A 21009-nucleotide genomic window follows, 5' to 3' on the forward strand; every position below is an offset into this window, starting at 1 on the left:
STRCSSATNDATACTNTRYCHNAGCDCGATCATGCGATCAAATCGTGTATCCGGTCTTAGCTACCGTTTCCGGTAGTTATCCCAGTCTTACAGGCAGGTTGCCTACGTGTTACTCACCCGTCCGCCGCTAAGTTATCCCCGAAGGAATAACTCCGCTCGACTTGCATGTATTAGGCACGCCGCCAGCGTTCGTCCTGAGCCAGGATCAAACTCTCCATTAAAGTGTTTGACTTGCTCATTTTGAAACTGACAAGAACATAAATGTTCTTTATTTAATGCTTTAATTCACTCGTTGTTCAGTTTTCAAAGATCAATTTCTTTCGTTTCGTTCTCACCAGTGTTTCTCGGTGACAACTTTTATATCATATCATGTTATCTTCAGTAATGCAAGCTTTTTTTATTTCTTTTTTTGAAGTAAAAATCATGATATTTGGTTTCCATCGCTCCTTCAAGCGGCTGGAATAAGAATATACCATGAATAAGAAAAGGAATGCAACATGTATTTTCTTCCATCCGGAAGCCTATACAACATCACATTCCTCATTTACTTAATTAGCTATTCGACGTCGAACCGAATTCTTATCCCTCTTGGCGAAGTCCACGGATGTCACTCTTCCCTTACTAACATTCAGATTCGAAATGGAACGTTCAATCTCCGCCACGATCCGATGCAAGTCAGCAAACAAACTGCCAATCTCCATTAGCGTCTCCGCCTGAGCTTGATGTTCTTTATAAGATTCAAATAAATGCAGGTGATCTTCATAAGCTTGGGCAATCTGGAGTTGAATCCGATCCATCCGCTCCGAAGTCGAATGTCTTAGAATCTTGCCGAACGTCGTGATACACTCCGCCGTACTCACCAACGCCCCTTCTATAGGAAGTTCCCGTAAATGTTGCGTGCTTATTTCATGCACCGCGTAGTTCACGCTAGACACGGCAATTATAATTCGCTGGACCGCATCCACCTGATCCTGCAATGCAGATAACTTCACAGAATCCTTGCGGTAGATGAGATTATACTTCAAACTTTTCTGCGCGCCGCAATAAGCATCATTTAATGTACGGCTCCAGTTCATTAATTCCACATCGGCATCATCCGAATTTATTTCCATATAAGTTGCACTTACCCTCTTGCTCAACTGCATCATGCGCTCTGCAAGCTTCTGACAAATGCTCGAGCTTCGTTTTACCGCGGACGGCACTTTATTTTCCGGACGAATGGCAATTTGAATCACCACAGCAACAAGTGCTCCTACAATTGTTTCAATAATACGTCCTGACGCATATCCTTGTGCTTGCTGAAAGGACATCACCATCACGGAGCTCACACCCACTTGCGAGATAATCTGAGGGTTAAGCTTGAAAGCTGTCGCCGCTCCCATACCCAGAAGCAGCACAACGACAATCCCCATAAAATTCTGCCCCACATAAGGAACGACAAGTACCGTTACAGCAACACCAATAATTACACCAAATATGCGATACAAACCTTTTTCCATGGTATCCGCAATCGTTAATTGAACCGTCAACACCGCAGCGAGCGGCGCAAAATATGAAAAATGGTCTCCAAACATCAGCGAAGCTATGGACCAAGATATCGCCGCGGCCAATACCGTTTTGACGACATGAAATGTGAGACCCAAGCGAGCGCACCACTTTAATACACGCCTTAACATGGAGCACACCCCCTACTTTAAGCAATGTTTCTCTGAACAGCCCTATTATAGCCACTCCGAATTATTAACTTTGTGATAATAATCACATATATCAACAATAATTTTGACATTTCCACATCGATATCAAGACATAAAAAAACCGTAAAATCTTCGCAGAATTTACGGAGTCATTATTGAGTATGGTGCGCGTAGAGGGACTTGAACCCCCACGGTCGCCCGCTAGATCCTAAGTCTAGTGCGTCTGCCAATTCCGCCATACGCGCGCGTGGTACTTAATTACTATACTATGATTGAAACTGCTTGTCAACCATATTTTTTAAAAACTGGTGAGCCATGAAGGACTCGAACCTTCGACACCCTGATTAAAAGTCAGGTGCTCTACCAACTGAGCTAATGGCTCTTACTAAAAATGGCTGGGGATATAGGATTTGAACCTATGCATGACGGAGTCAAAGTCCGTTGCCTTACCGCTTGGCTAATCCCCAACAGGCAATAAGGATAATAATGGCGGAGCTGACGGGATTCGAACCCGCGGTCTCCTGCGTGACAGGCAGGCATGTTAGGCCTCTACACCACAGCTCCATGAGATCCCTTGATTATCATTAATCAAGAATTTAATTGGTTGCGGGGGCAGGATTTGAACCTGCGGCCTTCGGGTTATGAGCCCGACGAGCTACCGGGCTGCTCCACCCCGCGTCATCTAAAAAATATTTATGGTGGAGGCTAACGGGATCGAACCGCTGACCCTCTGCTTGTAAGGCAGATGCTCTCCCAGCTGAGCTAAGCCTCCATAAATGGCTCCCCGAACAGGACTCGAACCTGTGACAACTCGATTAACAGTCGAGTGCTCTACCAACTGAGCTATCAGGGAATATGTTTTGTTCTGAAGTGTTTCTCTCGAACAGAATCTTAATTTATCACATATTTCGACATAACACAAATGCAATATTTTCCATACTAACAAAAACAGCCTCACACAGGGTGAGACTGCTCTTCGTACGTGATCCGTTAGAATGCGGGAACAACCGCAACGCCATACTTGTCTTCGATAAACTTTTTGACTTCCGGAGTCGTCAATGCGGCATCAAGTTTCTTGATGTCCTCACGGCTCTCATCGCCGCTGCGCACGACAATAACATTGGCATACGGTGAGTTCGCATCCTCACGGAAAAGTGCGGATTTCGGATCAATTTTGGCTTCAAGCACCAAATTCGTATTAATGATAGCTCCATCCACGTCAGGTAAGGATCTTGGGAGCGTAGCAGAATCCGCTTCGATAAACTTCAAGTTCTTCGGATTCTCTACAATATCTTTAGGTGTCGCCTCGTAATTCGATAAGCCATCTTTTAGTTTGATGAACCCTTGCTGTTGCAATAGCACCAAAGCTCGATACTCGTTGGATGGATTATTCGGAATACCGATCGTTGCGCCGTCTTGAATCTCTTCCTTAGACTTTAGCTTCTGTGAATAAAATCCGATCGGTTCCACGTGAACCTTGGTCGCTACTTTGAAGTCGTATCCCTTCTCAGTTTTGACGGAGTCCAGGTAGGGCACATGTTGGAAGTAGTTCGCATCAATCTGCTTATCATTCAAGGCTGGATTCAATTGGCCTTCGTCATCGAACACGATAACCTCGAGATTCACACCTTGCTCCTTCAGCTTGGGCTTAACGAAATTCAAGATCTCAGCGTGCGGAACGGCTGCAGCACCAATTTTTAAAGTCACTGCTTTGGACGAACTGTCTGTGGAAGCTGCTTGAACGGCATTTGTATCATTTTTTGCCTCCTTGGAACCGCACCCCGCTGCGATCAATCCCATTAACATGAAAGATACCGTAATACTCCACCAGCGTTTTTTCGACATACTCGCACTCCCCAATCATTCATTTTTATATATAGAATCATTTAAACCGTTTGTTATACAGCGATTTCGAAATCCAATCTCCCGACCATTGAATGATCTGAATCAGCAAGATGATGACCAGAACCGTCGCAATCAATATATCCTCACGAAATCGTTGATACCCAAAACGAATCGCTAAGCTTCCTAACCCACCCGCTCCAATCGCACCCGCGACAGCCGTAAATTCAGTAATGGCGATAACCGCAATGGTCATACCCCGAACAAGAGCCGGTAAAGCTTCCGGAATCAGCACTTGTAAAATAATCATAAAAGGCGGCGCCCCGACCGATTTGGCAGCTTCAATTTTGCCGGCGCTTACTTCCTTCAGCGAATTTTCAATAATCCGTCCTAGAAACGGTGCCGCACCAATCGATAACGATACAATCGCCGCCGTAGGGCCAAGTGTCGTCCCAATGATAAGCCGTGATAACGGAAGCAACAGCACAATTAATATAATGAAAGGAATGGAACGCACACTGTTAATCAGTGTCCCAATGACTTTGTGCAGGACCGGCGATTCAATAATGCCGCCTTTCTCCGTCACAACCAAAATGATCCCAAGCACTGTACCGATCAGCAGCGCGAACAAGGATGACCAAGCTACCATATACAAGGTCTCAAGCAGTCCTTCCCATAGCAGCTCGAACAAATCGTCTCTCATATTCCCGCTCCCATCCCTTCCATCACGACTCTTTTATCGCGATAATGCTCGATGATGTGGACAAATCTCCGCGCCGTATCGCTTTCCGGGTTCATGAAGAATTTATCCACGGTGCCGGTCTCCACGATCCTCCCCGCTTCGAGTACAGCCATGTTGCGGCAGATATGCTGCAATACATCAAGTTCATGGGTAATCAGGACGATCGTCAGATTCAGCTTCCGGTTAATTTCCCTCAAAAGTTCTAGGATGGAATACGTCGTCTGGGGATCCAACGCCGAAGTTGCTTCGTCGGATAACAGCACATCCGGCTGGTTCACCAAAGCACGCGCAATACCCACGCGTTGTTTCTGCCCGCCGCTAAGCTGTGATGGATGCAGCTTTGCTTTATCCCCCAGATTAACTAACTCCAACATTTCATGAACCCTATGATGAATGAAAGCTTTCGGATGGCCCGCCACTTTTAAGGGAAAGGCGACATTCTGGAACACGGTCATGGAGTCGAACAAGTTGAACTCTTGGAAGATCATGCCGATCTTTTCTCTCGCCGCACGTAATTCCTTATCTTTTAGCCCCGTAATGATTCTGCCATTAATCTCGATTGTTCCTGTATCAGGTTCTTCAAGTCGGTTCAAACAGCGGATTAAGGTAGACTTTCCAGCTCCGCTAAACCCGATAATGCCGAAAATATCCCCTTTGGCAATGTTCAACTGAATATCATCCAAGACGTTGACGGTACTCTTCGGCGTTCTATAACTCTTGCTTACATGTTCAATTCGTATCAAGCAACGTCCCCCCTTTAACAAAAAAAACTAACCATTAACACGCAAGATCTCTCACGTGAATGCTTAGTTTCCAGTCGACTGGTCAACTTAAGTATTTTGTTGTTTACGTTAATACCAAGTAAAACTATCGTTTTAATAAAGTTAATACATCACACGGCTAATGTCAACAGCTTTTTTTCAGGATATATAGACAAATCCTATAATTGATTTGAATTCCATATAACGTTATATTAATCTTACTATTTCAATCATTTAAATCGGATTAGAGGAGGAAGATCCATTTGACTCGTACAAGACAGATCAAACTCTCGGCCTATTTGGTAGGGACAGGGATGCACGTAGCCTCGTGGAGACATGAACAGGCACAACCGAATGCCAGTCATGATATCGACCATTACATCCGTTTGGCGCAAACCGCTGAGCGGGGGAAGTTCGATATCGCGTTCATTGCAGACAGCCTGGCGATCAATGAGCAGTCCCACCCCAACATCCTCAATCGGTTCGAGCCGATTACGCTCATTACGGCATTAGCTTGTGCTACATCCAAAATCGGTGTTGTGGCTACGGCCTCTACCTCTTACATCGAACCCTTTAATCTAGCGAGATTGCTGATGTCAGCGGATCATATCAGCAAAGGCAGAGTCGGCTGGAATATCGTCACGACTCGCGATTTGTCAGGAAACACCGCGCTAAACTTTGGCGCAACACAACATTTCGAACATCAATTACGCTATGAGCGGGCTGAAGAGTTCGTACAAGTCGTGCAAGGGCTATGGGACTCTTGGGAAGAAGATGCTTTTCTCTATGATAAGGAAAGTGGACGATTCTTCGATCCCGAGAAACTTCACCGCATTCATCACCAAGGCTCCTTCTTCTCTGTCCAAGGCCCCCTCAATATTGGCCGCTCCAGACAGGGTCATCCGGTGCTTGTTCAAGCAGGCAACTCCGAGGCAGGTCAGAATTTTGCCGCCAAGACTGCTGAAGTGATCTTCTCGATCAAATACAATCTTTCCGATGCGAAGCAATTTTATCAATCCTTCAAACATAAAACCGCCTCCTACGGACGGTCTCCCGATGATATCTATATCCTACAAGGGATTTCGCCCATCATTGCTGCATCAGACGATGAAGCATGGCAAAGATTTCATGCATTAGAAGCACTTATTACCGACGAACAAGGCATCGGATTCTTGTCGGATTATTTTAGGGATGTCGACTTTACGGGATGTACACTAGAATCTCTTGCTTCAGACGTAAATCTAGGCCAGTTGTCCGAGACAAAATCAGATTATAAGAAACATCAGGAGGTGATTGCAAGAGAGAATCCGACATTGCGGGAAGTCTACTCGATCTTAACGGGTTCATTAAGCAATGGGCATCTGATTGGAACTCCTGAAAAAATAGCCGATACGCTCGAATTATGGTTCAACGAACGGGCAGCTGATGGATTTATGCTGATGGCTCCTTTTTTACCGGAAGGGCTAGAGGATTTCGTAAATCTCGTTGTACCGATTCTGCAAGAACGCGGTCTTTTCCGAACCGATTATGAAGGGGAGACGTTGCGAGACCATTTTCATTTGTCCAAACCAGTCCATCGACATACCCACGCCATACCTAAATAAGAAAACCGCCCCTATGGACGGTTTTCTACGTATCAACACTATTCACGTAATGCTTCTCTTAACATGGTGGACATGTTACCGTTCGCAGTACTACGTTGTCCTTTTAACTTCAGAATAAGCTGCTTCAAGCGAGCATTCTCCGTTTCCAGCTCTCGAATACGTTCTTTCAAATCCTGGTCTTGCTGCTGTATCTCGTTCATGGGAATCCTCTCCGTCCAATAAGTATGCATCCTATTATAATACTTATTTGATAATAATGCCGCCAAACGGAATGACTTCCCGCAGAATTCTTTTGATAAATCCATCACCTTCGATGTCCTGTTCGAGCTGACTGTCCGATTTTCCGGTCTGGACCAATGCATACCCGCGGCCCATGATCTCCCAATGATAATTCATATGCTGGCTGGCTAGCGTGTTCCCGTATACCCGAGGCGTTAACCTTGCATTCTCAGGATAGGCGACAAGACAACCTACATCAATGTACGTCGGGAATTCCGGATGGAGTTCAATCCGATGAAGAGGCCCATGAGACAGAATCCCAAGTTGCCCGTCATGACTGGAAAATTTCATTTTCACCAATTCTCGGGTAATAATGGCATTCTTTAGTGTCTGCACCTTGCGTTCGACCCGCATTCCTTCGGTATAGAACAACACGTGCTTCCATTCGAACAATAAGTCGCAATCATCCTGAATCGGAATCGTCTGCAAGGAATATCCGGCAGGCAAGCCGATCATCAATTGTGCTGATCCCCGAATTTGAGATTGAATCAATTTCCGTTTGCGATACATGCCTGTGATATCCATAAGTCGATCTTCTCGATGACTAGGGTTCCCTTGAAACGAAATAATCTGTCGCGGATGGAGAATATGTACAGATTCCCCTTCTTCTAACTGAAGGGTCACCGACTGTGATAGTTGCGATGCAGATTCACTCCAGACCTCCACGGATGATGACACTCCTTTCTCTCAACCAAAACTAGCGATTTCGCCGCCATACCATGACTCTGAGTACCCGGGTCACCGCAAAACATAGCAAAAGCAGCCCAATAAGCGTTAACGTACCTTGAATAATCAGACGCACATGTTTCTTCTGCTGCTGATCTTCTTCTTCTAATAGAAGTAATCGTTCGGTTAACTGCTCATTTTTCAGACGAAGCTGTTCATTCTCGATATTTAATTGCTGCATAACCGTCTCATAATGTTCCTTGCTTGCATTCAAGTTCTGCTCGATTTGATCATATTTAGACTTCAGCTCATTAAAGTCTGAAGGCAGCTCACTTACGCCAGTAACCCAATCCCAGAACCCTGCATGCGCCTGAGGAACCGGACCTGAAATCGATATCGCGAATAACACCATTAGAATCCATATGAAACTATAATTTCTTTTTCCCCGAAAATTCAACAGACCGCCTCCTTTCAAGCTTCGATAGGTTCTGAAAATATATACGATATTTGTCGAATGAAGTTGCAAGGATTGTCGTGAAATGTTCCATATTGGTGGAATAGATTACTAGATTAAACATCAAAAATCCCTCTTAAAGGATACACCATGAGCACTCTCCATGGCTACCTCAAGAGGGATTTGCGTTATACGTGTGGCTTAGTGGATCACTTCGAGTCAACCAGTGTATATCTTGTATTCGTTAAATTAATCTTTCCTTCCAATCCGGGTGTCATATAAATCTTGTTATCTTCCATGATGAACATCGCTTCTACGTCAGGCTTCTGCTTAATATAGGCGAGTCCATCTTCAAGCCCCATAATAACAACCGCCGTAGAAAGTACATCAGCATCGGTAGCGGTTCCGCCGATAATCGTGACGCTCTTAATGCCGTTCTGCGTAGGATAACCTGTCTTCGGATCCAGAATATGATGATAACGAACGCCATTATCCATGAAGAACCGTTCATAGACGCCGGAAGAGTCAATCGTCTCGTCTTGAAGCTGCACAACGGCAAGTTGGTCTCCCCGTTCCCGATCTGGATCTTGGAGACCAATGCGCCACGATTCTCCCGTAGGTTTGCTGCCAATCGCAATAATGCTGCTGCCGCCGAGATCGATAATCGCACTTTCTACCTTCTCTTCGTGCAGGTAGTCAGACACCAAATCTGCTGCGTAGCCCTTGCCGATCCCACCGAGATCGAGAGACATTCCCGCTTTGGCCAGCTTGATCGTCAAGTTCTTGTCATCCATCTCAATATCTCTATAGTTCACAAGTGACTTCGCCTGTTGAATGAGACTTTCGGCAGGAGGGTGTTGTCCGCCATTTCCAATCTTCCATAAATTGACGAGCGATCCTACGCTTGGATCAAAGGCTCCTTTGGTATCGATCGCATAGTCTAGAGACGCTTTGACTAAATCATACGTACCCTGCGAAACCTGGACTGCATCTTTTCCTGCCGCCGCATTCACTTGGTAAATTTCACTCTTATTATTGCTCATATTAATCTGTTCGTCGATTTGATCCAGCATCTTCTCAATTTCTTTCAGATGTTTCTGCGCTGCTTGATCCCCATATAACTTCAGATTGATCACCGTATCGAACTTAAAAAGGGTCTTGGCCACCAGCTCATTCGGCGGTGCTTTCTTGCTGGAATTGCTGCTCCACAGGAAGTATCCACTTCCGGCCACTACGAACAGAAGAATTGCTGCCGCTGCTATTTTTAACTTTGTACTGTTCTTCATATGAACGAGAGCCCCCTCACGTAATCTTGTCATGAAAACCATCAAAATTATCGTCCATGAGGCACATGAATGTATGTGATATTTATCACCTTACGTATTTTGCGAAAGCTCCAGCTCCAGAAACCAGCTATAGGTTCCTCCCGCTTCCACATAAGCTGCCTTCCCTTGCTCCATCGCATAGGATACATCGTCAAGAAACCCTGTTGCGGGTTCAATGGCTACATGGTATTGACCTAGATATCCTCCATAATTCGCCCAGATCGACAAGTACGGCACTTGCTCTATCGGAAAATACATCGTCATCTGCTCTCCCGTACGAGGATCATAGAGCGATGCCTTTCCCTCGGGCAGTTCTTCTGCGAAGTAGTATTTCTCAGCCGTTCGTGCGGTATCCGCTTCAACCCGATTTAATGGCGTCGGTGAAGCTTCTCCAAATGGGTTAGGCCAAGCAAGTTTGTCCCCTGTCTCTCCCAACCTCCCATGCTGCGAATAAGAAACGACGATTTGGTTCAGATCCGCCGGCACCCTGATCTCCATCCCTTCAACAACCTGGAACAAAGGATGTGCGGCCCAAAGAAATGAAAACGGAAAAGGGCTGAGATTCTGAACAGAATAATCGATACGTAACCGCTCCGCCGTACGGAACGAATACGTTTTACGCAATTGGTAGGGCATTCGAACCCCATAGACTTCACATTGCAGCTGCTGGTTGTCTACCATCGCCTGCCAAGGAATCGACCATACTTCACCGTGGTCAGGCAGTTCCACCCCTTGCCAAGGATACTCACCGTATCGACATGGATTAATGGTTGGGAACATTTCATCCCATCCGCTCCCGTCACTATCGCTGAACGAACTCGCATAACCCCGATTTCCTAAAGGCAATTCCGTTCTCGATAGCCATTCACGGTTCGTCTTCCGATGTTTCAATGAAATGGCCTTGCTCCCCAGCTGCGGTACTACGATGATCTCCATGAGCTCTGTTCTGCCTATCCAAGCCAAATAACCGTCGATTTCTTGCTTTTCCCAACCTAGCATATCCGCTCACTCCTTCGGCAATGACGAGCATACAAAAGCCCCCTTCCGATTTATGCACCATACGGAAGGGGCCCTTTTCATGCCGCGATACTCTTAATTTTGTTCTTGAATGCGATACATGAGACTGTCAAAATCTCCGCGCAGCGGCAGCTCAATCCCAATGTTCATTAAAGCTCTACCCGTCCATATTCCTGGCAACTGATCAATCTTATACGATTTGTCCGCTTGTAATCCTTGGAGGCGCAAACGCGGCAAAGGTTCGCCTAAACGCTGGGAGTGCAGGAATCCAAACAAGACGCTCTCCGAACCGTTATCACTCACATATTGCACTGCCGTTACCCCTTTATGCTTCAGGCCTTGCAGACGGAATTGTTGTCCGTATTGCACGATAGGGCGGATTTGTTTGTATTGCTCCACGAATGTTGCCGATTGTTCAATGAGCTCATCGCTCCACTCGTTCAAGTTCGAACCAATACCGAGCGTCCCCATCATTGCGCTATGGAAGCGATACGACAGCGATGCCATCCGTTTGTTCATACCGCTAGGCGATTCAGTCACCCAGCACGTCATCATTTTCGGCGGATAAACATAGGCGAATCCTTCTTGAATGCTCAGACGGTCGAAAGCATCCGTATTATCACTTGGCCAAGATTGATCTGCATAACGAAGAATCCCTAGATCAATGCGAGATCCACCGCCGGCACAGGTTTCAAATGCGACATGCGGGAACCGCTTCCGCAGCTCTGCCCAAATCTCATATAGACTCTGTACATGTCGAACCCAGATTTCCTTCTGCCTGTTGATCGGATGATCCTTCATCCCTGGCTCTGTCACGGTACGGTTCATATCCCATTTAATGAACTTAATATCATGCTGCTGGAGGAGATCGGACATGAAATCGATAATGAAGTTCTTCACTTCCGGCTTGGAAATATTCAATAAGAGCTGATTACGCAATTCCGTCCGTCCGCGTGTTGGGAAATGATACACCCAGTCCGGATGCTGGCGATACAAATCACTGTCCGGATTCACCGCTTCAGGTTCCACCCAAATCCCAAATTCCATGCCCAGTTCATGAACCTTATCAATTAATTCATTTAACCCGTTCGGGAATTTCTCCTTATTTACGAACCAATCCCCTAGCCCCGCGCGGTCATGATTCCGTTGTCCGAACCAACCATCATCAACAACGAAAAGCTCTACGCCCAATTTGGCCGCACGCTCGGCTAACGCCATCTGATCTTTGGCATTCACATCGAAATACGTTGCTTCCCAAGAGTTATACAACACTTTGCGAGGTTCTTGGCTCGGAATAATATAATCGTATTGATACTGATGGAGATGGCGGCTCATCTCGCCAAATCCGCCAGCCGTATACCCGCCGACAAACATCGGTGTCTCAAAGCTTTCCCCTGGTCCAAGAATCCACTCGCTATCGAAATCATGGATACCGCCGGTCACTCGGACTTGATTGAAGGCCGATTTCTCCGCCGTAATCTTCCAGTTGCCGCTCCATGCAAGCGCACCGAACCATACCTGCCCGCTCTCTTCCGTTGCGTAGCCATTATCAATGGCAAACCACGGGTTCGCGTGCCCATCCGTGAAGCCTCTTCTCGATTCCAATACTTTCTTCCCTTCGGATAACACCGTATCTCGAAGCTGGAATTCACCAGACCACTTTCCAGTGACATGGGTTAAGCGATAATCTTGCAAAGTTGGAATCGTCCATGCCGCAGATTGCGCGCTTTCCAAGACGACATCGTTATCGCCTGTATTTACGATTCTTGCTGAGCGTTCGATGAGATCATACTCAGGTATTACAACATAGGTTATGTGCACCTCTAACGGATATACACGGTCCTTCATCGTAACGACCAACGTTTCTTTACCGTCTTGCTCCGTGATTTGATGGCCCGCATAAACCATACAAAGGTCGCGGACGCCATCATGCCACGTTACTTTCAAGGAAGGCTCGCTATAGACGAGTCCTCCCCAGAAGCTGTACTCTTCAATCTCTCGCTCTAGCTCCATATCAAAGGAACTATGAAACCGGGTACGGAGCAATGGCATGCAATCTTCGGCATCCACAGATGCGCCCCAATACAGATGCTGCAAGCTCTCTTTTTCATTCCGTCCGAACACATATGAGGTTGTGTTCGTCTGAATTGCGAATATACGATGTTGTTCATGATATTGAATCGTCATTGTTTTCCACCTACTTGTTCATTTCTTTTTGCGTTATTTCCACAATTCCATACATGCTTGATAATTCTCGTTATACACTTTTTCCAACTTGGTAAGACCTGCTGCTTCGACTTCCTTCATCATTTGGTTATACATATTCGTTACTTCTTGTTCGGAAGGCGCTAATGCCATTTTCAAGTAGTATTTATTAATCGTTTCGCTGACTTTTTGATCCATGATGGCTTCAGGTGTCCCCCCTGCAGGTCCTAGATTATCGTAAGGTGCTGTGTCATAGGCTGTATCTGCAAGGTTTTTGATGGCAAGATCCGTCGTTGCGTCTGTTTTGTAACGTCCGATTAAATCATATGGCGTACCGTCAGATCCTGGACCATTCTTGATCATCCATGTCCATTTGCGAACACCCGATGTTTTGGAAGCTTCATCCCAATTTTTCGTGAACGCATCCAAAATTTCTTGACGCGGTACATGCTTGCCGTCCTTCATATCCCAGTCCTTGCCTTCGATTCCCCACATCATTAAATATTGACCTTCTTCACTTGCCAGGAAATCCAACATTTTGATCGTACGAACAGGATCTTTATTCGTCTTGGAGATCGATACGCCATCCCAGCCTAATGAACTCTTCGGACCATAAGTCGTTTGGTCGGCCGCAATGCCAGGTCCAAGCACTTTGTATTGATACAATTGTCTTTCATCTGCGTTCGTGCCCTCAGGCGCATCTGCTTTTAACAATGTATTGGCGTTCACCAGATTCCATCCAGCATTCACTGAGGCGAAGACATTGCCTGCTGCAATTTTCTGATCATACTGCTTGGTTTTGAGGGTCGCCCATTCTTTATCGATCAGACCTTTGTTATACAAGGAATTGATAAATTTCATCATTTCGAGGTAACGAGGATCACGAATATCTCTCTTGAGTTCTCCATTTTCCTCATAATACGTCTTCATGCCGAACATCCCTTTGAATGTCCATTGCACACTGCCGATGTCTTCCCCATTCAGTGTCATTGGAATGGACGGTTTGCCATCGATTGTCGGGTACTTTTCTTTAAATTTCATAAGCAAATCTTCGAACTCTTGCGCTGTGAAGGGCTCGCCGTTATTCACTTTATCGCCTACGCCCAATTCTTTCATAATGTCCATGCGCATCAAGAACCCGAATACCGGATATTTCTCAAGACCATACCAGTTCGGTAAGTAATAGTTCTTCCCATCCGCATTTCTGGTCTTTTTCAACGTATCGCCATACATCTTCTGAATATTCGGGCCATATTGGTCGATCAAATCATTTAAGGGAATAACAGCCCCCGAAGCAATATACTTGTTCATGATATCGCTTCCACGATCCAACATGAGGACATCCGGCAAATCATTACTTGCCAACATTAAGTTCAGTTTCTCTAACGGATTCCCCGTTGGTTGCTGAATCTCTACGGTAACTCCTGTTTTTTCCGTAATCGCTAGAGCCACAGGGTTCGTGAATGCATCCCCCGTGTTCTTGTCGAACCATGTCAATTTCATCGGAGAATTATTCGTTGCTGCCGCATCCGGCGTCGTACCTGACGAGGACTCATTTGAAGCTGTTTTAGAACCGCATCCAGCAAGCAAGGACAGAACTAATGCCGCTGTCAAAACTAAGTTTAACTTCTTCATACCATTAACCCCTCTCTAAAGTTAGCAATTGGTTGTGCGATGTATCTAAGGTTAATTGTAAGAAGCTTACACCCGATAATCTATACCGCAATGTTATTATTCATAGTGGAAAACGTCTTTCATTTCGAGGGACGAAAAAACCTATTTCCCTAAGGCTAGATAAATAGGTTCACCGAGCGGTTACTATACTTCATAGCTATACCGTTTCGGAATACGCAAGGTCACGGTTGTCCCGATGCCAATCCGACTAAACACATCCACGCCATACTGTTCTCCATATGTGAGCTGGATGCGATCATTCACATTTTTAATCCCGTAGCCCGATAAATTATTCGCTTTCTGAAAAGCATCTTCTACATGTCCTCGGGACATTCCTGCCCCATCATCAATCACTTGGAACAGAATATCTTCGCCATCCACCCGAAGCTTCACGATGATGTTGATCCCTGATTCATGACATATCGCATGGTTAATACAGTTCTCGATAAATGGTTGGAGAATCAACTTGATCGTCGTAAATTTGAACAAATCCTCATCCAGATCATAATGCATGTGCAGCATGCCACGGAACCGAATCTCTTGAATCGCAATATAGTTCTTCACCAACTGAATCTCTTGATTCACCAGAATGATGCGTTTGCCTTTGTTCAATGAAATCCGGTAGTATTTTGCCAGGTAATTCACCATTTGATATACCTGCGTACCGCCTTCCTTCAGCGCCAATGAAGAAATGGATGCCAGCGTATTGTACAAAAAATGCGGATTGATCTGTGCTTGCAGTGTCGTTAATTCCGCTTCTTTCGTCGAGATTTCCTTCACATACACATCCTCAATCAAATCCTGGATCTTCAAAGCCATCTTATTGAAGGCGAACGACAATTGCCCAATTTCATCATGCCCCATGAACTGTACCGAACCCTGAAAATTACCTCGTTCCACTTTCCGAATATGGAGGAGCAGCTTCTCAATCCGCTTCGTAATAACCTTCGTCGTCAAATAGATTAATAGAATGGATGCCGCAAAAGTGATAATCGATATCCATATAATCCTTGTCGTTGCTTTGTTGGTATTCGCGAGCAGCTCATGATAAGGCACCGTAATGACGGTTCTCCATCCATTACTAAGTTCTTTATACGTAAAAAACCGTCCCTCGCCATTCACCTGCTTATCGAACTTTCCAAAGTTAGACTGAAGCTCGTCCTCGATGGGGAAGGTATCATATAAGCGCTTGGACCCGAGACTCTTATCGCTGGTCGTAATGACCCTGCCGGTCTGATCAATAATATAGACACTCTTGTTATTATTCTCTTTCTCGATTAACGAGTATAATTCGGCATCGCTAATCTGAATGATTAATATGCCATAGGGATGCGTCAAGCTGAAATAACTGAGTGAACGGGCCAACATAATGGTATGGTCATCCGTTTGCGTATACACGGTGTCTCCTGCTGCTTCAATCGCAAGCTTCCTTACGGTCTCAGGGAGTTCTTCCGTATATCGGATATATTCGCCGTCCGAATACAGCGTTTTGTTATCAATATAGATGGTGATGCCCCGTACATTCGTGTTCAAAGCCAGCATGGAAGAAAATTGCCGGTTAATATATTCAAAAGCATCCAGGTAATAAAAAGCTTGCTCATAATTGTTCGACAGATAATTGCGGAGCTGCGAATCCATATACATAATGTTGGATAACTGATGATAATAGTCCAAGCGATTCTCGATATTCGTGTTAATCTGATTCAAGGTTCCGCTTAGGCTGGCATAGGTCTGCTCCGTAATTTGATCTCTCGTCGATGTATAAGAATAATAGATCAGGCCGAAAAACGGGATAATCGAAATCAAAAAAATCAAGATAAACTTATTTCGCAGCCTCAAATTTGTAATCCATCTTGTTTTATGCTCTAGTGATCGCCAAAAACGCAGCTTGCTATAGGTTTTTTCGATATTCATTCGGAGTGACTCCTTGGCTCTTCAGAAATAAAGAGATAAAGTAGGACGTACTCTCGTAACCTACTTTTTGAGCGATATCCTGTACTTTTAGCGATGGATCTGAGAGCATCTCTTTGGCCTTCTCCAGACGGATTCGGGTTAAATAATCATGGATCGTCACACCGGTTTTCTCTTTAAAGATAGATCTTAAATAGTTCGGAGACAGGTAGACTTGGCTTGATAAACTCGTAATCGTGATTTGCTCATGGTATGTCTGCTGAATAATCGAGCTCACCTGATGCACTAATTTTTGGTTCTTATCCGTAAAACGGTCTTTCATCGAATCTATCGTATGTTTCAAAATTTGAACGACGGCCTCTTCGATTTCATAAATCGTGCTGCAGTCATAGATGGAATGGTATAAATTCGCCCGTGTCCCCGCCGGACTCGTCTCCGTATTCTGATTGCGAATTTGCTCATGAAAACGTTCGATCAGATCCAGCGCCCAATCATAAATGTACTTCTTGCGTATCCGAAGCCGAACGAGCCGTATAAAATACTCCTGTAAAATCGGAACGACCTGCTCTTCTTCCAGCTGCTGAACGGCTTCGAATAACTTATTCTCTGGAAAAGGCGGCATCTGATCGCTGTCAAAGTTCACCTGGATATCCGTAGCAAATATTACCTTGCCGTATCCGCAATAAAATAGTTCCCCTAACACTTTTTTCGTATGATCATATAACACATGAATATGCTCAAGCGGCTCGTACTGCTCGCTTACAGCCAGCGTGATCGTAAAAGGCAAGGTCTGCTGAATCTCCTGCGCCATCTCGGTCCAGAACTTTCGATCAATCCCTTCTTCGGCGGCATCCATCAGAATCGCCATTTCACCTTCGCGCAGCGATACATCATTCCACAGAATCTGCCGTTCCTTGCAGAACTCGCCCGTGAATGAACGGAGCTGATTCAACGCATCCTCTATGAAAATCTCCCGCTCCTCTACATGGTCGTCAATGCTGACAAGGACCATCGTGTATTGCGTCGGTTCTGATCTTCGCTCTAGACGATGGAAGCTTTCAATCAGGTTTTCTTTGCGGTCTTTATTCTTCTCATAGATCAGTTCTTTCAAAATATTTGATTTCGTCACTTGGATGGATGTATTTTTGAGGCGAACTTCTTCGCACTTTTCTTTGACCCGTATCATCACGTTTGCGATCTCATCGAGATCAAGCGGTTTCAATAAATAACCTACTGCCCCTACGTTCAAAGCAGATTTTACATAAGTAAACTCATCATGACCTGTTAAAAAGACGATCTTCATCCAATCGAACTGCTCTGTCACCTGCTTCGCTAATTCGATGCCATTCATGATCGGCATTTGGACATCCGTCAGCACGATATCGGGTTGAATGACTTGTATTTTCTCCATGGCGTCTTTGCCGTTGATCGCCGTTCCCGCCACATAAATCCCCATCTCTTCCCAACGAATGATGTCGCGCATCATTTCTAATTCAATCTCTTCATCATCCACTAGAAATATGCTATACATGATGTTCACTCCTTGTTCGTCAACTTCTATGTACATTATACCGTTGTTGATACCGGTTTCTGAATCCCTTTTCAAAATGAAAGTTATTTTCAAGCATCATTCGGAACATTGTCATATCGACATCTATTTTTTGGGCGTCTTATAATTTTAATATAACAAGAAACTGCGAGGTGTCATACATGCAAACAAACATGAACGTACACGATGGACGAGAGTTAAAGATCCCTCGACGTAAGCTCTGGACGGTCTTTAAAGAGCAAAAATATCTATTTCTCATGATGTTGCCCGCATTAATATGGGCTGTTTTGTTCGCATATACGCCGATGGTTGGTTTGTATATGTCTTTTGTCAATTATCAACCTAACCTAGGCGGGTTCTGGACAACCTTGTTCCATAGTGAATTTGTAGGGTTCGAATGGTTCAGATACTTCTTTACGAACGGGGACTTCCTGAAGGTCATGCGGAATACGCTCGCCTCCACGTTAATTACGTTATGCTTCTCGTTCCCGATGCCGATCATTATCGCTATCGCAATCAATGAAATCAAGAATGTAAGCTTCAAGAAAACGGTGCAGACAGCCTCTTACTTGCCTTACTTCATCTCTTGGGTTATTGCCGCGAATATTATCGTAACTCTACTGTCATCTGACGGCGTAATTAATGCAATTCTCAAATTTTTCCACATCACGAATGAGAGCATCTTATTTTTGCAAAACGGGAAATACTTCTGGTGGATCGTCGCGATCGGCAACACGTGGAAGGATATGGGATATAGCTCCATCATGTACTTGGCAGCGATTTCAGCTATTAATCCTGAACTCTACGAAGCTGCGAAAGTGGACGGGGCCAATCGGTTCAAGCAAATACGTTACATTACGCTTCCGCATCTAAAACCGACGATTGTCATTCTATTGATTCTCGCGCTCGGCGGCATCTTGAATGCCGGTTTCGACCAGCACTTCTTGCTAGGTAATGAACTGACAAAAGACTACTCCGATGTATTGTCGACGTATTCATTCCGGTACGGTATTCAGAACGGCATGTTCTCCTACGCTGCTGCGGTAGGGATGTTCAGTTCGGTTGTAGCCTTCATCATCGTCTGCATTGTCAATTTCACAGCCAAAAAAGTTAACGGTCAATCATTATTCTAGTCAACGAGGAGGGTCATGCATGAGAAGCAAAAAAAGTATTGCCGAATACATTTTTGATGCGTCACTATATCTTTTTCTAACCGTCATCTTTATCGTCACGTTCTATCCATTCTGGAATATTCTCGTCATTTCACTGAACGATGCGACCGATACGCTGCGGGGCGGGTTATACTTCTGGCCGCGTGAAGTGACCTTCGATAGTTATCTCACCATCTTCCGCAACCCGGAAATTTGGAGCGCGATTCGCGTGACGGTATTGCGTACGGTGATTGGTACAGCGTTATCGATCTTCTGCATCTCTATGCTCGCCTACTCTCTCAGTAAGCGGCATTTGCTAGGCTGGAGATTCTTCTCCTTCTTCTTTGTATTTACGATGTATTTTGGCGGCGGACTCATTCCGACGTACATGGTTATCAAATCCCTCGGGTTAATCGACTCCTTCTGGGTGTTCATTTTCCCGGGTCTGATCGGTGTATTTTTAATGATTCTGGTTCGTACCTTTATTGAGCAGCTTCCAGGCGAGATTGAAGAATCCGCCAAAATTGACGGGGCTAATGACTTGCAAATCTTCTTCCGCATCGTCATGCCGCTGTGCGTTCCTGTTCTCGCAACCATTGGATTATTCCTTGCCATCGGGCACTGGAATTCCTGGTACGACTCTTACATCTATACCTACAAACCTGAGTTAAAAACACTGCAAGCCGTTATGGTTAAAATATTGAATCAATTCCAAACGGCCGGCATGATGTCGGATGCACAGCAGCTTGCGCAAAGCTCTACCCGCGTTCCGGTATCCAGCGAAAGCATTCGTATGGCAGTAACGATGGTAGCGACACTGCCAATCGTCCTCGTCTATCCGTTCGTTCAGAAGTACTTCGTTAAAGGGATGATGATGGGCGCAATCAAGAGCTAAACTCGAACCCTAAAGAGGGGCGATCCGAGGTCTGTCATAGACCTTTGGTTCGCCCCTTTTTCCCTGTTAATTCGAAAATAATTTCATGATACGAAGGCTTGTGCCTGTGCTTCGATTATCCTTAAGACTCGTATTCCTGACCGTAATGGTCATATTCTTGCGTTCCTTCGCTATAGGAAACATCGCAATCACCGGACGATAAGCGATCTTACACCAATCATCGAACAAATTCATCGGTTGGAAGGGCCCCTCATCTATGGCGTATTCAAAGATTCCCGTATCGGGACCGCACAGCATGCAAATCCCCGCGCTCTGCCCATGGACCTTGAACGTGAGCGACGCATCTGCTGCATAGGTCAAGAGATGCTCCGTATGAAATCGCCAGTTCATTCGCGGTTCATCATCGAGATGAGCGAATTGAAAACCTCGATATTCCGTCACTTCCCTGACACCCGTCATCATTGCATATTCATAGTTCGATGACTCCATAGGGGGCAGCGTGCTTGAAGGAGTTCTGGCATCTTCATCTTGGATAAACTCCAAGGTCTGCAGAAAATCCCTAATATAATCGGCATACAGAGCATGACCTTCATCATGAGGATGATAATGATCCGGGGCCAAATGCTCCCATTGCATACGTCCGGCAAGGATCAGTTCATAAATTTCCACAGCGAAATTCACCGAAGGAATATCGTAATACGATGCCACCTCTTCATGAACCGCAATGTTAAAAGGAAGACGGTCCGTTAAGTTCTTATCTGCCGCCGTATAGACGAAACACAGTTCCGTATGCGGCGACAATCGATGGCACTGCCGAACAATCCCTTCCATCCCCCGAATGGATTCGACTCGATCGAGATCATCATTGACGCTAAATTCAACGAATACGATGTCAACGGTTCCCTTCTGCAATACATGCTCTTGGAAGCGGTGAGCCCCGAAGGTCGAGTTCGTGCCTCCAACCCCAGCATTGATACAGGTCACCCGTTCTTCGCCAAGACGTTCCTTTAAGTAGTTCTCTGTTAACGCTCGCCAGCTCGTTGCATCCGGGTCTGAAGCCCCTGCTCCTTCGGTAATCGAACCCCCAAGGAATGCAGCCGTCACAGGTTCACCACGTTTCAATTTCCCCATAAACACAGGCAGTCCCTTCCTTATGCTCGCCCGTAATTCATATTTCATATCCATACGTACCGCTCCTCTAGCTGCGCCCAAGCCCTCCTTGATGTACAGGAGGGCTCGG

17 protein-coding genes, 7 tRNA genes and 1 rRNA gene are annotated in these 21009 nt (G+C 45.4%); 3 read left to right on the forward strand and 22 right to left on the reverse strand.

Annotated elements, in window-relative coordinates; all coding sequences use genetic code 11:
* The 12 genes from BVG16_RS33205 to BVG16_RS24935 all read right to left on the reverse strand — a co-directional run.
* A 16S ribosomal RNA gene (locus tag BVG16_RS33205) occupies positions 1 to 221 on the reverse strand; the annotation flags it as partial.
* Between the two features lie 327 nt (positions 222 to 548).
* Entirely contained in the window at positions 549 to 1676 is a 1128-nt protein-coding gene (locus BVG16_RS24885; RefSeq protein ID WP_078501919.1) for an FUSC family protein, read from the reverse strand.
* Between the two features lie 180 nt (positions 1677 to 1856).
* Positions 1857 to 1939, reverse strand: a tRNA-Leu gene (locus BVG16_RS24890).
* Between the two features lie 61 nt (positions 1940 to 2000).
* Positions 2001 to 2076: transfer RNA gene (locus tag BVG16_RS24895), tRNA-Lys, on the reverse strand.
* Positions 2077 to 2086: 10 nt separating this feature from the next.
* Positions 2087 to 2161 (reverse strand) — tRNA-Gln (locus BVG16_RS24900).
* Between the two features lie 20 nt (positions 2162 to 2181).
* A tRNA-Asp gene (locus BVG16_RS24905) sits at positions 2182 to 2258 on the reverse strand.
* Between the two features lie 37 nt (positions 2259 to 2295).
* A tRNA-Met gene (locus BVG16_RS24910) sits at positions 2296 to 2372 on the reverse strand.
* Between the two features lie 18 nt (positions 2373 to 2390).
* Positions 2391 to 2466: transfer RNA gene (locus BVG16_RS24915), tRNA-Val, on the reverse strand.
* Between the two features lie 5 nt (positions 2467 to 2471).
* Positions 2472 to 2547 (reverse strand) — tRNA-Asn (locus tag BVG16_RS24920).
* A 137-nt stretch (positions 2548 to 2684) separates the two neighbouring features.
* Positions 2685 to 3539 (reverse strand): MetQ/NlpA family ABC transporter substrate-binding protein, encoded by an 855-nt coding sequence (locus BVG16_RS24925; RefSeq protein ID WP_078501920.1) that lies wholly within the window; start codon positions 3537 to 3539, stop codon positions 2685 to 2687.
* A gap of 37 nt (positions 3540 to 3576) precedes the next feature.
* On the reverse strand, positions 3577 to 4239 hold the full coding sequence (locus BVG16_RS24930; protein WP_078501921.1) for a methionine ABC transporter permease: 663 nt from the start codon (positions 4237 to 4239) through the stop codon (positions 3577 to 3579).
* Entirely contained in the window at positions 4236 to 5021 is a 786-nt protein-coding gene (locus BVG16_RS24935) for a methionine ABC transporter ATP-binding protein (protein WP_078501922.1), read from the reverse strand. The genes BVG16_RS24930 and BVG16_RS24935 overlap by 4 nt, the downstream gene beginning before the upstream one ends.
* 281 nt (positions 5022 to 5302) lie before the next feature.
* Here BVG16_RS24935 and BVG16_RS24940 point away from each other — a divergent pair, with 281 nt between their 5' ends.
* On the forward strand, positions 5303 to 6643 hold the full coding sequence (locus BVG16_RS24940) for an LLM class flavin-dependent oxidoreductase (RefSeq protein WP_078501923.1): 1341 nt from the start codon (positions 5303 to 5305) through the stop codon (positions 6641 to 6643).
* Positions 6644 to 6681: 38 nt separating this feature from the next.
* Here the strand turns inward: BVG16_RS24940 and BVG16_RS32930 are convergent, their stop codons facing one another.
* The 9 genes from BVG16_RS32930 to BVG16_RS24980 form a co-directional block, all read right to left on the reverse strand.
* Entirely contained in the window at positions 6682 to 6843 is a 162-nt protein-coding gene (locus BVG16_RS32930; protein WP_158081782.1) for a hypothetical protein, read from the reverse strand.
* 43 nt (positions 6844 to 6886) lie between these two features.
* Positions 6887 to 7588: an AIM24 family protein gene (locus BVG16_RS24945; protein WP_078501924.1), complete on the reverse strand. Its 702-nt coding sequence runs from the start codon at positions 7586 to 7588 to the stop codon at positions 6887 to 6889.
* Positions 7589 to 7619: 31 nt separating this feature from the next.
* Positions 7620 to 8045, reverse strand: coding sequence for a hypothetical protein (locus BVG16_RS24950; RefSeq protein WP_078501925.1), 426 nt, complete (start codon positions 8043 to 8045; stop codon positions 7620 to 7622).
* Positions 8046 to 8251: 206 nt separating this feature from the next.
* A complete protein-coding gene (locus BVG16_RS24955; protein WP_078501926.1) occupies positions 8252 to 9328 on the reverse strand; it encodes an FAD:protein FMN transferase in 1077 nt (358 codons plus the stop codon).
* A gap of 90 nt (positions 9329 to 9418) precedes the next feature.
* Complete coding sequence (locus BVG16_RS24960) at positions 9419 to 10366, reverse strand: DUF4432 family protein (protein WP_078501927.1); 948 nt, start codon at positions 10364 to 10366, stop codon at positions 9419 to 9421.
* 93 nt (positions 10367 to 10459) lie between these two features.
* Positions 10460 to 12571, reverse strand: coding sequence for an alpha-galactosidase (locus BVG16_RS24965; RefSeq protein WP_078501928.1), 2112 nt, complete (start codon positions 12569 to 12571; stop codon positions 10460 to 10462).
* A 33-nt stretch (positions 12572 to 12604) separates the two neighbouring features.
* A complete protein-coding gene (locus BVG16_RS24970; RefSeq protein WP_078501929.1) occupies positions 12605 to 14224 on the reverse strand; it encodes an ABC transporter substrate-binding protein in 1620 nt (539 codons plus the stop codon).
* A gap of 183 nt (positions 14225 to 14407) precedes the next feature.
* On the reverse strand, positions 14408 to 16177 hold the full coding sequence (locus BVG16_RS24975; protein ID WP_078501930.1) for a cache domain-containing sensor histidine kinase: 1770 nt from the start codon (positions 16175 to 16177) through the stop codon (positions 14408 to 14410).
* The gene (locus tag BVG16_RS24980) at positions 16155 to 17705 is read right to left on the reverse strand and encodes a response regulator transcription factor (protein WP_078501931.1); all 1551 of its coding nucleotides are present in this window, start codon (positions 17703 to 17705) and stop codon (positions 16155 to 16157) included. The genes BVG16_RS24975 and BVG16_RS24980 overlap by 23 nt, the downstream gene beginning before the upstream one ends.
* A 179-nt stretch (positions 17706 to 17884) precedes the next feature.
* On the opposite strand from BVG16_RS24980, the gene BVG16_RS24985 reads away from it, so the two are divergent.
* On the forward strand, positions 17885 to 18856 hold the full coding sequence (locus BVG16_RS24985; RefSeq protein WP_078501932.1) for an ABC transporter permease: 972 nt from the start codon (positions 17885 to 17887) through the stop codon (positions 18854 to 18856).
* A 19-nt stretch (positions 18857 to 18875) separates the two neighbouring features.
* Positions 18876 to 19769, forward strand: coding sequence for a carbohydrate ABC transporter permease (locus tag BVG16_RS24990; protein WP_078501933.1), 894 nt, complete (start codon positions 18876 to 18878; stop codon positions 19767 to 19769).
* Positions 19770 to 19835: 66 nt separating this feature from the next.
* On the opposite strand, the gene BVG16_RS24995 is transcribed toward BVG16_RS24990, so the two are convergent.
* Complete coding sequence (locus BVG16_RS24995; protein ID WP_078501934.1) at positions 19836 to 20954, reverse strand: SGNH/GDSL hydrolase family protein; 1119 nt, start codon at positions 20952 to 20954, stop codon at positions 19836 to 19838.
* Positions 20955 to 21009 lie beyond the last annotated feature (55 nt).

It is taken from the genome of Paenibacillus selenitireducens (assembly GCF_002021565.1).
GTDB lineage: Bacteria > Bacillota > Bacilli > Paenibacillales > Paenibacillaceae > Paenibacillus_K > Paenibacillus_K selenitireducens.

Coding starts and splice junctions, on each gene's coding strand:
- BVG16_RS24885 (WP_078501919.1), bottom strand. CDS start 1,676: ATGTTAAGGCGTGTATTAAAGTGGTGCGCTCGCTTGGGTCTCACATTT.
- BVG16_RS24925 (WP_078501920.1), bottom strand. CDS start 3,539: ATGTCGAAAAAACGCTGGTGGAGTATTACGGTATCTTTCATGTTAATG.
- BVG16_RS24930 (WP_078501921.1), bottom strand. CDS start 4,239: ATGAGAGACGATTTGTTCGAGCTGCTATGGGAAGGACTGCTTGAGACC.
- BVG16_RS32930 (WP_158081782.1), bottom strand. CDS start 6,843: ATGAACGAGATACAGCAGCAAGACCAGGATTTGAAAGAACGTATTCGA.
- BVG16_RS24955 (WP_078501926.1), bottom strand. CDS start 9,328: ATGAAGAACAGTACAAAGTTAAAAATAGCAGCGGCAGCAATTCTTCTG.
- BVG16_RS24960 (WP_078501927.1), bottom strand. CDS start 10,366: ATGCTAGGTTGGGAAAAGCAAGAAATCGACGGTTATTTGGCTTGGATA.
- BVG16_RS24965 (WP_078501928.1), bottom strand. CDS start 12,571: ATGACGATTCAATATCATGAACAACATCGTATATTCGCAATTCAGACG.
- BVG16_RS24970 (WP_078501929.1), bottom strand. CDS start 14,224: ATGAAGAAGTTAAACTTAGTTTTGACAGCGGCATTAGTTCTGTCCTTG.
- BVG16_RS24975 (WP_078501930.1), bottom strand. CDS start 16,177: ATGAATATCGAAAAAACCTATAGCAAGCTGCGTTTTTGGCGATCACTA.
- BVG16_RS24980 (WP_078501931.1), bottom strand. CDS start 17,705: ATGTATAGCATATTTCTAGTGGATGATGAAGAGATTGAATTAGAAATG.
- BVG16_RS24985 (WP_078501932.1), top strand. CDS start 17,885: ATGCAAACAAACATGAACGTACACGATGGACGAGAGTTAAAGATCCCT.
- BVG16_RS24990 (WP_078501933.1), top strand. CDS start 18,876: ATGAGAAGCAAAAAAAGTATTGCCGAATACATTTTTGATGCGTCACTA.
- BVG16_RS24995 (WP_078501934.1), bottom strand. CDS start 20,954: ATGGATATGAAATATGAATTACGGGCGAGCATAAGGAAGGGACTGCCT.